The organism is Collimonas fungivorans, from assembly GCF_028292705.1.
Lineage (GTDB): Bacteria > Pseudomonadota > Gammaproteobacteria > Burkholderiales > Burkholderiaceae_D > Collimonas > Collimonas fungivorans_B.
Map to the genome: position 1 here is coordinate 1 of NZ_JAQGLV010000213.1, position 13955 is coordinate 13955.

A 13955-nucleotide genomic window follows, 5' to 3' on the forward strand; every position below is an offset into this window, starting at 1 on the left:
CACCAGTCCGATGCACAGCAGGCGCAATGGCGACGGCGTGTCGCCAAACAAAAAGATGCCGAGTACGGTAACGCCCACCGAACCGGTGCCGGTCCATATTGCGTAGGTCGTGCCGGCCGGCAGGCTGCGCATCGCCAGGGTCAGGAACAGCACGCTGCAGGCCGCCGCCAGCACTCCGATCACGCTCGGCACCAGGCGGGTCCAGCCCTGCGCGTATTTCAAGGCGACCGCCATCACGATCTCTACCGCGCTTGCCATCAGCAGCCATATCCACGCCATCCTATTCTCCCTCGATTGAACTGGAAAACAGAATAGGCATACACTGGCGGCACAACAAGTACGCACCTTGAGGTAACCATGAAACCAGCCGCTGCCGCGCCCGCCGCCGCATCCGAATTCTCTGACATCTACAGCGTGGCCTGCCCCTCGCGCCAGGCGCTTGAGCTGGTCGCCGGCAAATGGGCGCTGCTGATCTTTCCGGCGCTGGATGCCGGACCGATGCGCAATAGCGCGCTGTTGCGCAAGATCGAAGGGATTTCGCAGAAAATGCTGACCCAGACCTTGAAAGAACTGGAACGCAACGGCCTGGTGCTGCGCCGCGAGCTGCAGACCGTGCCGCCGCATGTTGAATACCAGCTCAGTCCGCTCGGGCTGTCCCTAAGCAAGACCCTGGTCGCGCTCGACCAGTGGGCCCAACTGCACCATGCCGACCTGGAACAGGCGCGGCAGCGTTTTGACCAGCCTGAAAATGTCGTGGGGCGGATTATTCATCGCCCGAAATAAGGCCGCGGCCGAAGCCCGGCGCTCAAACCCAGGCACGCGAGCACCTTGAGAGCGGCTTTGCCCGGCTTGCATTAGACTGGCTGTTTTCCGCGCCCGGCGCCGGCAAATTTCCAAACAGATCAAAACCAGGAGCTTTCATGACTGACCTTTCTTCCTTCCCCATCACCAAAAAATGGCCCGCCCAGCATCCCGAACGGATCCAGCTGTATTCCCTGCCGACGCCCAATGGCGTCAAGGTCTCTATCATGCTGGAGGAAACCGGCTTGCCTTACGAGCCGCACCTGGTCAGTTTCGAGAGCAACGACCAGACCTCGCCGGAATTCCTGTCGCTCAATCCAAACAACAAGATCCCGGCCATCCTCGATCCCGACGGCCCGGACGGCAAGCCGTTGCCGCTGTTCGAATCCGGCGCGATCCTGATTTACCTGGCCGACAAGAGCGGCCAGTTCATGCCGCAAGACCTGGCCGGCCGCTACGAAACAATCCAGTGGCTGATGTTCCAGATGGGCGGCATCGGACCGATGTTCGGGCAGCTGGGCTTTTTCAATAAATTCGCCGGCAAGGATTACGAAGACAAGCGCCCGCGCGACCGCTATGTGGCGGAATCGAAGCGCCTGCTGGCGGTGCTCAACCAACGCCTTGCCGAGCGCAGCTGGATCATGGGCGACGCTTACACCATCGCTGACATCGCCACCTTCCCCTGGGTGCGCAACCTGATCGGCTTCTACGAAGCAGGCGACCTGGTGGGCATCGCGGATTTCCCGCATGTCACGCGGGCGCTCGAGGCATTTGTAGCGCGGCCGGCGGTGGCAAAAGGCCTGACGATTCCGCAGCGCGGCTGATTCACTGACGCGTGCAGCCCGACTGATCGCAGCCCGGCAGGAACTGGCGGCTACTCAAAGCGGGGATGGTGCGATAAAATTGCCCATCCCATCAACACTTGGACCGCCATGCCATCGCGCCGAAAATTCCTGCAAAAGAGCTTGTTCCTGACTGCTTCCGGACTTTTTGCCAGCCAGCTGCCATTGACCGCACCGGCGGCTTTCGCAAAAGAAGCTCCCGCCGATGCGCCGCCGATGGACCCGCCGCCGGACATCTTTGACGCGCAACTGGTAGACATGGAGTTCTGGCTCAAGCCGCGGGTGCTGGAAGTGACGCGCCCGGCCAGCGGCGAACGCGCCAAGCTGCTGTACTGGAAAGACGGCGAAATCCAGGAATCCGCCTACCAGCAGCTGTGCCACCTGCTGCGCGATGTCCAGGGCAAGCAGACTGCGGCGATAGATCCCAAGCTGCTCGAAACCTTGTGGGGCACCCAGGCTTTTATCGCCCGCTACGGCATCAGCCAGCCGCTGGAAATCCTGTCGGGATTCCGCACCGCGGCCACCAACAAGCACCTGATCGAAACCGGCGTGCCGGCGGCGCGCAAGTCGCTGCACCTGGAAGGCCGCGCGGCCGACATCCGCCTCACGCAACTGGATGCGGACGTGCTGGGCGGCCTGATACGCAGCTTCCGCCAGGGCGGTGTCGGCTTCTATTACCGGCCCGGGAAAAACGGCGGCTGGATCCATGCCGATACGGGACTGCAGCGCACCTGGAAAGGGTGATTGCCGGCAGCCCCGCAGCGATTGTTCTTCCGCAAAAAAATTTGCTTCAGATACGTTCGATGATCAGCGCAATGCCTTGGACGCCGCCAATGCACATGGTGATCAAGCCATAGCGCTTGTTAGTACGAATCAGTTCATACAGGCACTTGACCGCAATGATCGTCCCGCTCGCGCCCAAAGGATGGCCCAGCGCGATGGCGCCGCCATTGACATTGGTCAGCTTGGGATCCAGGCCCAGCCCCTTGCACACGCCCAGCGACTGCGCCGCGAACGCTTCGTTCGATTCAATCACCGCCATGTCCTGCAGGCTCAAGCCGGCACGCTTCAAGGCCAGCTGGACGGCCGGGATCGGACCGGTGCCCATGATCGACGGATCGACCCCCGCCACCCCATAGGAAACCAGGCGCGCCAGCGGCGTGCGCCCGGCGCGGACTGCAGCGCCGGCTTCCATCAGGACGCAAGCCGCGGCGCCGTCGTTGATGCCGGAAGCATTGCCGGCGGTCACCGTGCCGCCTTCTTTCTTGAACGCCGGTTTCAGCTTGGCCAGCGATTCCAGGGTAGCGTCGGCTTTCGGATATTCATCGGTGTCGAACAGTACGACGCCTTTGCGCGTCTTGATTTCTACCGGCACGATCTGCGACTTGAAATGGCCGGCGGCGATGGCCGCAGTGGCCCGTTTCTGGCTTTCCAGCGCGAAGGCATCCTGCTCTTCACGCGAAATGCTGTATTTCTCCGCCACGTTTACAGCGGTGATCCCCATATGGCCGCCGCCGAAAGGATCGGACAGCGCGCCGATCATCATGTCGACCATCTTGATGTCGCCCATGCGCGCACCCCAGCGCGCGGCTTGTGATCCATACAGCGAGCGGCTCATGCTCTCAACGCCGCCGCCGACCGCGACATCGGTCTCGTCCAGCTGGATGGCGTTGGCCGCAGTGATGATCGCTTGCAGACCCGAGCCGCAAAGCCGGTTCAAGGTCAGCGCCGTGGATTCCTTGCCCATGCCGGCATTCAGGCCCACCACGCGCGATACATACATGTCGCGCGCTTCAGTATGGATGACGTTGCCGAATATGATCTGGCCGGCTTGCAGCGGATCGACGCCGGCGCGCGCAAAAGCTTCCTTCACCGCCACCGCGCCGAGCTCGCCCGGCGCCAGGTCCTTCAACGCTCCGCCATATGCCCCGATAGCGGTACGGGCAGCGCCGACGATGACGACTTCTCTTGTATTGGCCATGTTGATCTCCTTGTTGGTTTGATGATGCGACGGCAATGCTTGCTGCCTTGTCAATGCGGCAGACCAAGCCTACAACGTTACTTTAGCAGGCATCCGCTCCGTCAGCCGAGGCCTGCTGCCGGAATTGCTTGGGTGTCATGCCCGTATGCCGCTTGAAGGCGCGGCTGAAGTAGGCGGGGTCCTGGAAACCCAGTTCATAGGCGATGCTGGCGACGCCGGACGGCACGTAAGTCAGCTTGCGCCTGGCTTCCAGCATCAAGCGCTGCTGCATCATGTCGAACGCCGATTTTCCGGCGAGCCTGAGGCACAGGCGGTTCAGGCGGCTTTCCGTGACGCGCAGCCGTCCGGCAACGCGGCTCACCTGCCACTGCTCTTTGTAATGCTCCTCCACCAGCCCCCGGAACCGGCTGAACAATTCGAAATCCTGCCGCCCGCTGCGGTCCGCCGAACGGTGGTCAGAATGCAGCCGCACCAGTAGCAGCAATACGCTGCGCGCCAGCCATTCCAGCATCAGGGTATGGCCGGCGCGCGGCCAGGACGATTCCGTCATCAGCTGTTTCAGCAAGGTTTCGATGCGCTGCCGGCTGTCGTCGACCGCAGTCAGGGCGATCGCCAGCGGCTCCACGAAAATCGTCGAAAACAAGGTCGCATGCACGCCCAGCTTGTCGGCAAACAGCAGGTTCTGGTCGACCGTCAGGACAAAACCCTGCGCTTCCCTGGAAAAATCGAAACCGTGCACCACCGAAGGGTGGATGGTGATCGCCACCGGCCCTTCGCATTCCCACAGCCCGCCATCGATCTCGGCGCGCACATGGCCGCCGAACAGGAACAGGATCTGGAACAGGCCGCGGTGGGTATGGCTCTGGATATGCCAGTCGTGCAGCCGGCTGCGCGTTTCTATCAGCTCGATATGGACGAATTCGGCATTCTCGGCTGCCGTGTTTTCGCCATACAGGGCGAATTGCGGGATGTCTCCGTTGATGGCTTTTTTGACTGCATGCCGAGCGTCCATGTCCTGCTTCCTGAAAGAGGCGACTGTCAAAATAGTACAAGTTTTTTCTCGTTTCATCCATTTTTTACCGGCGCTTGCTGGACTAGGATTTATATCTATCGGGATGTACAAAAAAAATCATCAGAAAAATGGAGAAGACCAATGCAAACGCAAGTAGCCATTATCGGCGCCGGTCCGGCCGGCCTGCTGCTGTCGCACCTGCTGCACCTGAACGGTATCGAATCGGTAGTGCTGGAAAGCCGCAGCCGGGCTGAGATCGAGGCCACCATCCGCGCCGGCGTGCTGGAACAGGGCACGATGGATATCCTCAATCAAAGCGGGGTCGGCGCCCGCATGCAGCGCGAGGGCGTGGTGCATCACGGCATCGAACTGGCCTTCGGCGGCCGCCGCCACCGCATCGACCTGACTGAGCTTACCGGGCGCTCGATCACCGTCTATGCGCAGCATGAAGTGATCAAGGACCTGGTTGCCGCGCGCCTGGCCGCCGATGGAAAAATCCTATTCGAAGTGAGCGACGTCAGCCTGCACGACCTCCAGGGCGAAACCCCATCGGTACGCTATACACAGCTGGGAGAACCCGCTGTGCTGCAAGCCGATTTCGTGATCGGCTGCGATGGCTTCCACGGTGTTTCGCGCCCCGCCATTCCGGAGAATCCGCGCCAGGATTTCCAGCGCAGCTATCCGTTCGGCTGGTTCGGCATCCTGGTCGAGGCGCCGCCGTCTTCGGATGAACTGATCTACGCCCAGCATCAGCGCGGCTTCGCCCTGGTCAGCACCCGCTCGCCGACGGTGCAGCGGCTGTATTTCCAATGCGATCCCAAGGACCATGTAGACAATTGGTCCGACGACCGCATCTGGTCGGAACTGAACACGCGGCTGGCGTGCGCAGACGGCTGGGCCTTGAAAGAAGGCCGCATATTCCAGAAAAACATCATCGGCATGCGCAGCTTTGTTTCTACCCCGATGCAGTACGGCCGGCTGTTCCTGGCCGGCGACGCCGCCCATATCGTGCCGCCCACCGGCGCCAAGGGCCTCAATCTTGCCGTCTCGGATGTACGCCTGCTGGCAAGCGGATTCGAGCAGTTCTACCGCGACGGCCGGCAAGACCTGCTGGCCGGATATACCGAGGCAGCGCTTAAGCGCGTCTGGCGCGCCGAGCATTTCTCCTGGTGGATGACCAGCATGCTGCACAACTTTGCCGACGCGTCGCCTTTCCAGCAGCAGTTGCAGCGGGCCGAACTGGATTATGTGGTCGCATCCCGCGCCGCAGCCACGGCGCTGGCCGAAAATTACGTCGGCATGCAGTTTTAAATGGCAGGTGCGCTGGAAACAATAATTGATTTGGGCGCATATCGCACAATACGTGCGATATGCGCTTACTGCATGACATCGCCGTCTTGATGTGGGATAGGACAAACCCTAGTATTCAGCAAACCGGAAACAAGCAAAGACTTGCACAATATTAACAATAAGCGGCAATAAGCAACACGGCAGAGCGGCTGCTTGCGCTTTGGCGACAAAAGATAAAAACATAAAATTCAGGAGACAAAGCTATGCGCACCAGCCCGCGGCAACCGTTTGCCGCCCCTACCATCCATGCCGTTCGCAGCGCCGCGCTTTTTCAGCCGCGTACCGGGAGTGCGACATGACGGCCAGGCAGACCATCGATGTCCAGCAGTTCATCGACGACAAACCGTTTTCCCTCTACCAGTGGCTGATCCTCGGACTGTGTTTCCTGATCATCGCGATTGACGGTTTCGACACCGCCATCATCGGCTTCCTGGCGCCCGCCTTAAGCCAGGAATGGCATGTTGAAAAAGCGGCGCTGGTGCCGGTGCTGAGCGCTGCGCTGGTGGGATTGGCGGTCGGCGCGCTGCTGGCCGGGCCGCTGGCCGACCGCATCGGCCGCAAGAAAGTGCTGCTGGCGTCGGTCCTGCTGTTCGGCTTCTGGACGCTGATGTCGGCGTTCGCCGGCTCGATCCAGATACTTACGGTGCTGCGCTTCCTGACCGGCCTGGGACTGGGTGCGGCGATGCCGAATGCAGTCACCTTGATGTCGGAATATGCGCCGCAGCGCAAACGCTCGATGATCGTCAACACCATGTTCTGCGGTTTCACCCTGGGTTCGGCGCTGGGCGGTTTTGTAGCCGCCTGGATGATCCCGCACTACGGCTGGCACAGCATGTTCATCGTCGGCGGCTGCCTGCCGCTGCTGCTGGCGATGTTGCTGCTGCAGTTGCCGGAATCGCCGCGTTTCATGGTGGTGCGTCGCTGGCCGGATAAAAAAATCGCCGATGTGCTGAACCGCATCGCGCCCGGATCGATTACCTCGGATGCGCAATTTACCGTGCCGGAGCTGGTCGCGCTGGCCGGGAAAACCGCGCTGGCGGTGATTTTCTCGGCACGCTACCGGTTCGGCACGCTGATGCTGTGGCTGACTTATTTCATGGGCCTGCTGATTTTCTATCTGCTGACCAGCTGGATGCCGACGCTGATCAAGAACGCCGGATTTTCCATCTCCCAGGCCAGCAACATCACGGCGCTGTTTCCCCTGGGCGGAGTGATAGGCACCCTGGCGGTCGGCTGGCTGATGGACCGCATGAGCGCACACAAGGCGATTGCGATCACCTACGTGCTGACCGGGATTTTTGTCTACGCCATCGGCCACGGCACCGGCGACGCGGTGCTGCTGGGCGTGCTGATGTTCGTTGCCGGACTGTGCATGAACGGCGCGCAGTCTTCGATGCCGGCGCTGGCTGCCGGTTTCTACCCGACCCAGGGTCGCGCTACCGGCGTCGCCTGGATGCTCGGCATCGGCCGCCTCGGCGGCATCCTGGGCGCGGCCATCGGCGGCCAGCTGCTGCAATTCGGCTGGGGCCTGAGCGCCATCTTCAGCCTGCTGGCGCTGCCGGCTTTCGTTGCCGCTGCGGCACTGCTGTTCAAGCATCTCCATTTGAGAGCGCATGGGCAGCTAAGCATGAGCAGCTGATTTTACGGAACCGCGCTTTCCATCCTCGGCTGCGATGAGATAAGCCGGTTCCCTTACCACCACGCATACCTGGCGGCGGAGCTCACGCTTCGTCCAGGCCTCCTATCGCCTTCTTGCAGCAGCACCTGACCATAAAAAAATCCGGAGACAAAATCATGAAAAAAACGCTTCTTGCAGCATTTGTTGGATTAACCGCAGTTGCCGGCGCGGCGCACGCGCAAAGCACCAACGTCACCATCTACGGCATCATCGACAGCGGCATCGAGTTTGCCAATAACGGCAAGGACAGCCTGAACCGTGTGCAAAGCGGCAGCCTCAGCCAGAGCCGGATAGGTTTCACCGGGACGGAGGACCTGGGCGGCGGATTGCGGGCGCTGTTCACGCTGGAAAACGGCTTCAATGTCGACAATGGTTCATTCGCCCAGACCGGCTTGCTGTTCGGCCGCCAGGCTTTCGTCGGCCTGGGATCAAATGCCGGCGCCGTCACGCTGGGGCGCCAATATGAACCGCTGCATTCGATGCATGTCAAATTCAGCACGCACGCGGTCGGCTTCGGCGACGCTTCGGCAGCCTACGTGCCGGCCATCGAAGATGTGCGCCTCGACAATTCGATCAAGTATGTTTCGCCGGTGTTTGCCGGCGTGACGCTGACGCTGTTCTATGCCTTGGGAGAAAACACCACGGTGGCGACCGACAGCAAGTCGTACGGCAACCTGTTCAATATCCAGGCCAATTACGACAACGGCCCCCTGTCCGCGGCGGTGAGTTACGCCTCCAAGAAAAAAACCCCTTCCGCGCCGGACAACATCACCAAGTACCTGGCTGCGGCAGTGTCTTATGACTTCATCTTCTTGAAACCTTACCTGGTGGCTGAAACGGTGCGCAACGATTCCAGCAGCGCGGCCATTCCGGATTACGATTTCTGGTCGCTGGCAATGGATGTCCCGCTTGGCGGCGGCCGCCTGAATTTCAGCTACGGCAGCCTGAAAAACAAAAGCGCAGCGAATGCCAACTCACGCAGCTACGGTCTGGTGTACGACTATGACCTGTCGAAACGGACTACCTTGTACACCGGCTACTCGCGCGTCAGCAACGATGCCGGTGCGAGTTTTGGCGTCGGCTCGGCGAACGGCAGCGAAGTCGCCGCAGCCAATGCGGGCGCCGACCCGCGCGCCCTCATATTCGGCATACGCCATAAATTCTGAGGCGGACAACGACAGGGAAATTTATTGCGCAACATGCAACGCTACGACAGGCGCTATGCGGGTTGACGTACGGAACTGATGGCAAAGCACATGTAACTTTGTCATGGCGGGACGCTGGCGGCGGGAATGCTTTTGCCGGCGTCGTTGTCAAACACATGAGCCCGTCCATCAACACCATACGGTCAGCCGCAATTTTATTTTCCAGACCAGATCGCGGAAGGAAAACGCATGCATACCCCACAAGAACCGCCTGGAGAAGAGCCGCCTGGCAAGCCCGTTCCCAGCACCCCACCGCCGGTCGAGGATCCGATCCCTGGCAATGTACCGATACCGGTCGAGGAGCCGGTTCCTGATCCCGACCCGCTTTGATTCAGCGATTGAATGATTGAGCGCTCGGCAATTTGAATGTCCTAGACCAGGTTGATCACGACATCGATATTGCCCCGCGTAGCCTTGGAATAGGGACAGGTCTGGTGTGCGGCGTCCGTCAGGGCGCGGGCGACTTCGCGCTCCAGTCCCGGCAGGCTGACGTTAAGGCGCGCCTGCAGGAAGTAAGCGCCGCCGGTGACGCCCAGGTCCACTTCCGCATCAACCGCCAGGTCGGGCGGGAGAGCGACTTTCATTTTGCCGGCAGCAATCCCCATCGCACCGATGAAACAGGCCGACCAGCCGGCAGCGAACAGCTGCTCCGGATTGGTGCCATCGCCGGCGCTGCCGGGGGACGAAAGCTTGATGTCGAGCCGGCCGTCAGAGCTGCGCGAAGCGCCGTCCCGCCCTCCCGAGGAGGTGTGGGTTTTACCTGTGTACAGTACTTTTTCGAGTTGGGTCATGGTGGTTTCCTCGCAGATTCGGGTTGATTCGGATAGCCGGCGCAGTCGCTGCATGGACAGCCCTGTGCCGGTACGCGTCGCCTGGCAAAACCGGGCGACTGCTGCAAAGTATGCGTATCGTCTGTATCTGGATTGTGTATCGCGGGCGCGCTTTTTGTATGCAAGCGTACCCAGGTCGTGACCGGATACACTTGCATACAAAAGGGGAAATTCAGCTACGCAGATTCTTCAGCGTCAGCCGGGCTTCCAGCCCGCCGCCGGCGCGGTTGTGCAAAGACAGCGTGGCGTCCATGGCAAGGGTGAGCTGACGCGCGATGGCAAGGCCGAGGCCGGTGCCGCCGGTATGGCGATTGCGCGACGCTTCGAGCCGGTAGAACGGTTCGAACACGGCTTCCAGCGCCTCCGCCGGAATGCCGGGGCCGCGATCCAGCACCGCGATCCTCACCTGGCCATCTTGCTGCATCGCCACCATGACCTCTGCCGCTCCGGCATATTTCAGGGCATTGTCGACCAGGTTGCCGAGGATGCGGCGCAGCGCTTGCGGCCGCGTCACCAGCGCATTGGCGACCTTGCCCTGCAGGGTAACGTCCTGGCCGGCGTCAACGTAGTCGCACACCAGGCTGTCGAACAAGGCATCGGGATCGACGCGGCACGGCGTTTCGGCGGCGCCGTGCAAGGTGCGCGCATAGGCCACGCCTTCTTTGACCAGGGTTTCCATTTCCAGCAAGTCCTGCTGCAGCTTGGCATGTTGCGGGTTTTCATCCATGACATCGACGCGCAGCCGCATGCGGGTGATCGGCGTTTGCAGGTCATGCGAAATCGCCGCCAGGATCTGGATCCGTTCCGCCATGTAGATGGCAATCCGGTCCTGCATCGCATTGAACGCCTTGGCGGCGCGCGCCACCTCGCTTGGTCCGTTTTCCGCCAGACGCGCAGCTTTCAGGTCCGGTCCCAATGCATCGGCAGCCTGCGCCAGCTGGTGCAGCGGCCGGGTCGCCAGCCGTACCGCCAGCCAGCAGCAGACCGCCAGCACGGCCAGCTGCAACGCCAGCACCAGCGGCAGCCAAGGTGACAACGGCAAGCCGGCTATCGGCAGGACATCAATGGTCAGCGGCATGCCGTCGCTCAGCAGCAGGTGCACCTGGAAATGCTCACGCGGGCCGGGGATGGCGTTCACGGTCAGCGGATAGGTGGTGCCGATGCCGGCGGCGATCGATGCCGCCACCAGCGCTGACAGGCGGGCATCCGGCGGCACGCCGGCAACGCCGACGCCGAGTTCGAATACGTAGTTGCGCCGCGCCAGGCGCGGCAACCACGCGGGGCGTTCGGCAGCCGGCAGATGATCGAGCAGGGCCACCGAACTGGCTACCTCGCGCTCGATATTACCCATCATCATGTTGGTGACAGCCTGGTTGCGTTCGGTCATGGTAAGCCAGAACGACAGCATCTGCGCCAGGGCCAGCCCCACGCACAGGATCAGGGCGAGCCGGGCGAACAGCGTGCGCGGCCAGCGCAGCGGCAGCTTCACTGCTGGCCGCCGAGAAGGGTTACCGCCGCCGAGAACACATAACCTTCGCTGCGCAGGGTCTTGATGTAGCGCGGCTCGCGCGCCGTGTCCTGCAGCCGCTGGCGCAGCCGGCTGACCAGCAGGTCGATCGAACGGTCGAACTGGTCGGACTGCCGGCCCTGCGTCAGGTTGAGCAGTTGATCGCGCGTCAACACCCGTTGCGGATGGTCGAGGAACACCCGCAGCAGGCGGTATTCGGCGCCGCTCAGGGCGACCATGGTGCCGTCGGCATCCAGCAGGTGGCGTGCCGTGGTGTCGAGCCGCCAATCGCCGAAAGCCAGAAGCTGGGCCGCTTCGGTGACCTGCATGTTAACCGGCAGCATGCGTGCCCGGCGCAGCACGGCGCGGATCCGCGCCAGCAGTTCGCGCACCGCAAACGGCTTGGCCAGGTAATCGTCAGCCCCCATTTCCAGGCCGATGATGCGGTCGGTTTCTTCGCCGCGGGCGGTCAGCATCAGCACCGGCACCGTGCGCCATTTCCCGGCGCGCAGATCGCGGCAGAGCGCCAGGCCGTCTTCGCCCGGCAGCATCAGGTCGAGCACGATCAGGTCCGGCGCGCCCTGCTCCAGCACGGCGCGCATCTGCCGTCCGTTGGCGGCCAGCGAGGTGCGCATGCCGTTCTTTTCGAGATAGCCCGCAAGCAGTTCACGGATGCCGCGGTCGTCGTCGACGATCAGTACGTGGTCTGGATTTTCCATTTGGGAATCATACCTTACGGCGTCTTTGATATGGCCGGCTGACATGGATCAAGCTGCAGTGCAGTGCAGCGGAGCGCCCAGTTCCAGCGCCAGGCCGCCGGCGACAAAGGCCAGCATCGCAAGAAACCGTCTCATGCTGGCTCCGCTGCGGCGGGATCTGTGCCGTGTTTCTGCGCAGTTTCTATATTCATTCCGGGTCTCCAGGGTAGCAATGTGTGCTTTATAACGCGGATCCCGGGACGATTTGTGTCTAAGTGTATCTGCAACGGCGTCGATACAAAAAATTGCACTGGGGCGCCACCGTTGACACACAACGGATACGTTCGGACGTTCCAATACAGCTATCCCAACTGCCGGAACCGCCGTCATGCATAACCTGATCGAAACGCCGCTCGCCTTGCTGGCCGGGCTGCTCACCATTGCCTCGCCCTGCATCCTGCCGGTAGTGCCTATCCTGCTCGGCAGCTCGGTCGACCGCCCCAGCCGCGTACGGCCGTTGTTCATCATGTCCGGTTTCATCCTGACCTTCGCCTCCTTTGCCATGCTGCTGGGCGCCGTTTCCAGCACCGTGCAGGTGGCGCAGGAAGTGTTGCGCAACACCGGCATCGCATTGCTGGCGTTGTCGGGCCTGCTGCGGTTATGGCCGCGTCCCTATGCATGGCTGCTGGCGCGCCTGGAACAGCCGCTGCAGCGCATCAATGCACGCGGTCTACAGGCCGGCCCTGGCAATGCCGGCGGTTTTGTACTGGGCATGTCGCTGGGCGCGGTGTGGACGCCGTGCGCCGGCCCGGTGCTGGCGTCGATCCTGGTGCTGGTGGTCAAGGCCCAGGACCTCGGCTGGTCGGCGTTGCTGCTTACCCTGTACGCCATCGGCGCCGCGCTTCCCATGCTCGCCGTCATCTACGGCGGCCAATACATGACCCGCCGCGTGCGCCAGCTGGCGCGCCATACGCAGCGGCTGCAGCAACTGTTCGGGATGCTGGTGATCCTCAGCGCCGCCGCGATCTACCTGCAGTACGACATCCTCATCTACACCTCCCTCACCCATTTTTTCCCTGACCTGAAAGGACTTTGACATGCTATCCCGACTCAAGGCACTGACCGCCGTCGCCGCCTTCGCCATCACCGCCGCCGGCACGGGCGCCCACGCTGAGCCGCTGAAAAATATTCGCCCGGCTCCCGAATTCACCGGCATCGAGAAATGGCTCAACAGCGAACCGCTGACCATGCAGCAGCTTCGCGGCAAGGTGGTTCTGGTCGATTTCTGGACCTACACCTGCATCAACTGCATCCACACCCTGCCCTATGTGAAAAGCTGGCACCAGAAATACAAGGACCAGGGCCTGGTGGTGGTCGGCGTGCATACCCCCGAATATCCGTTCGAGCGCAATACCGACAACGTCAAGACCGCCATCAAGCGCTTCGACATCGGTTTCCCGGTTGCGCAAGACAACCGCTATGCGACATGGAGCGCGTACAGCAACCAGTACTGGCCAGGGTTCTACCTGATCAACAAGAAAGGGCAGATCGTCTACACCCATTTTGGCGAAGGGCGATACGCGGAAACCGAGGCAGCAATCCAGGCTTTGCTGGCGCAGAAGGAAAGCTGAAACACCAACGACCCATGCCGGCAATTTCGGCGCTTCATAACGATTGGAGAAAAACCATGCCTGAAAAAATCGACCACCATCGCCGCCTTTTTGGCGCCGCGACCATCACCCTTGCCGCCGCCCAGTTCGGCCTGACAGGTAGCGCAAAAGCACAGTCTGCCGGGCCAAAACCGTCACATCTGCCTGCGTTTAAACCGGGGAGCAACACCACGTTCGGGCCTCTGAAACAGATCGACGCCGGCGTCCTGAATGTCGGCTACGTTGAAGCCGGCCCCGCCGATGGTCCTCCTGTGATTCTCCTGCATGGCTGGCCCTACGACATCCACAGTTTTGTCGACGTCGCTCCGTTGCTGGCGTCGGCAGGCTACCGGGTGATCGTCCCGCATCTGCGCGGCCACGGCACGACGCGTTTTCTTTCAG

16 protein-coding genes are annotated in these 13955 nt (G+C 61.7%); 10 read left to right on the forward strand and 6 right to left on the reverse strand.

The features are described 5' to 3' along the window. Positions 1-279 (reverse strand): multidrug efflux SMR transporter (locus tag JWQ61_RS12015; RefSeq protein ID WP_304360732.1); only part of this gene is annotated, 279 nt, incomplete at its 3' end. A gap of 78 nt (positions 280-357) precedes the next feature. Here JWQ61_RS12015 and JWQ61_RS12020 point away from each other — a divergent pair. The 3 genes from JWQ61_RS12020 (at position 358) to JWQ61_RS12030 (ending at position 2387) form a co-directional block, all read left to right on the forward strand. Next, on the forward strand, positions 358-783 hold the full coding sequence (locus tag JWQ61_RS12020) for a helix-turn-helix domain-containing protein (RefSeq protein WP_304360733.1): 426 nt from the start codon (positions 358-360) through the stop codon (positions 781-783). 137 nt (positions 784-920) lie between these two features. After that, the gene (locus JWQ61_RS12025; RefSeq protein WP_120237397.1) at positions 921-1625 is read left to right on the forward strand and encodes a glutathione S-transferase N-terminal domain-containing protein; all 705 of its coding nucleotides are present in this window, start codon (positions 921-923) and stop codon (positions 1623-1625) included. A 108-nt stretch (positions 1626-1733) separates the two neighbouring features. Continuing rightward, positions 1734-2387: a DUF882 domain-containing protein gene (locus tag JWQ61_RS12030; protein WP_304360734.1), complete on the forward strand. Its 654-nt coding sequence runs from the start codon at positions 1734-1736 to the stop codon at positions 2385-2387. Between the two features lie 46 nt (positions 2388-2433). Here JWQ61_RS12030 and JWQ61_RS12035 read toward each other — a convergent pair whose 3' ends face one another. Both JWQ61_RS12035 and JWQ61_RS12040 read right to left on the reverse strand, forming a co-directional pair. Further along, the gene (locus JWQ61_RS12035; RefSeq protein WP_304360735.1) at positions 2434-3624 is read right to left on the reverse strand and encodes an acetyl-CoA C-acyltransferase family protein; all 1191 of its coding nucleotides are present in this window, start codon (positions 3622-3624) and stop codon (positions 2434-2436) included. 82 nt (positions 3625-3706) lie between these two features. After that, a complete protein-coding gene (locus JWQ61_RS12040; RefSeq protein ID WP_304360736.1) occupies positions 3707-4636 on the reverse strand; it encodes a helix-turn-helix domain-containing protein in 930 nt (309 codons plus the stop codon). Positions 4637-4777: 141 nt separating this feature from the next. Between JWQ61_RS12040 and JWQ61_RS12045 the strand changes: the two genes are divergently transcribed. The 4 genes from JWQ61_RS12045 to JWQ61_RS12060 all read left to right on the forward strand — a co-directional run bounded on the left by JWQ61_RS12045 (position 4778) and on the right by JWQ61_RS12060 (position 9199). Next, positions 4778-5947: a 4-hydroxybenzoate 3-monooxygenase gene (locus JWQ61_RS12045; RefSeq protein WP_304360737.1), complete on the forward strand. Its 1170-nt coding sequence runs from the start codon at positions 4778-4780 to the stop codon at positions 5945-5947. 334 nt (positions 5948-6281) lie between these two features. Next, positions 6282-7625, forward strand: coding sequence for an MFS transporter (locus JWQ61_RS12050; RefSeq protein WP_304360738.1), 1344 nt, complete (start codon positions 6282-6284; stop codon positions 7623-7625). A 155-nt stretch (positions 7626-7780) separates the two neighbouring features. After that, positions 7781-8830 carry a porin gene (locus JWQ61_RS12055; protein ID WP_304360739.1) on the forward strand — a complete coding sequence of 350 codons (1050 nt, stop codon included), beginning with the start codon at positions 7781-7783 and terminating at the stop codon, positions 8828-8830. 228 nt (positions 8831-9058) lie between these two features. Beyond that, positions 9059-9199 carry a hypothetical protein gene (locus JWQ61_RS12060; RefSeq protein WP_304360740.1) on the forward strand — a complete coding sequence of 47 codons (141 nt, stop codon included), beginning with the start codon at positions 9059-9061 and terminating at the stop codon, positions 9197-9199. A 41-nt stretch (positions 9200-9240) separates the two neighbouring features. Here JWQ61_RS12060 and JWQ61_RS12065 read toward each other — a convergent pair whose 3' ends face one another. The 3 genes from JWQ61_RS12065 to JWQ61_RS12075 all read right to left on the reverse strand — a co-directional run bounded on the left by JWQ61_RS12065 (position 9241) and on the right by JWQ61_RS12075 (position 11925). Beyond that, positions 9241-9660 (reverse strand): organic hydroperoxide resistance protein, encoded by a 420-nt coding sequence (locus JWQ61_RS12065; RefSeq protein ID WP_304360741.1) that lies wholly within the window; start codon positions 9658-9660, stop codon positions 9241-9243. Positions 9661-9871: 211 nt separating this feature from the next. Then, positions 9872-11188, reverse strand: coding sequence for an ATP-binding protein (locus tag JWQ61_RS12070; RefSeq protein ID WP_304360742.1), 1317 nt, complete (start codon positions 11186-11188; stop codon positions 9872-9874). Further along, the gene (locus JWQ61_RS12075; RefSeq protein WP_061538718.1) at positions 11185-11925 is read right to left on the reverse strand and encodes a response regulator; all 741 of its coding nucleotides are present in this window, start codon (positions 11923-11925) and stop codon (positions 11185-11187) included. Before JWQ61_RS12075 ends, JWQ61_RS12070 begins: the two co-directional genes overlap by 4 nt. A gap of 367 nt (positions 11926-12292) precedes the next feature. On the opposite strand from JWQ61_RS12075, the gene JWQ61_RS12080 reads away from it, so the two are divergent. The 3 genes from JWQ61_RS12080 to JWQ61_RS12090 all read left to right on the forward strand — a co-directional run. After that, on the forward strand, positions 12293-13000 hold the full coding sequence (locus JWQ61_RS12080; protein ID WP_304360743.1) for a cytochrome c biogenesis CcdA family protein: 708 nt from the start codon (positions 12293-12295) through the stop codon (positions 12998-13000). A 1-nt stretch (position 13001) separates the two neighbouring features. After that, positions 13002-13535, forward strand: a complete 534-nt coding sequence (locus JWQ61_RS12085; RefSeq protein ID WP_304360744.1) for a thioredoxin family protein — start codon at positions 13002-13004, stop codon at positions 13533-13535. Positions 13536-13591: 56 nt separating this feature from the next. After that, on the forward strand, positions 13592-13955 hold a 364-nt coding region (locus JWQ61_RS12090; RefSeq protein WP_304360745.1), incomplete at its 3' end, for an alpha/beta fold hydrolase.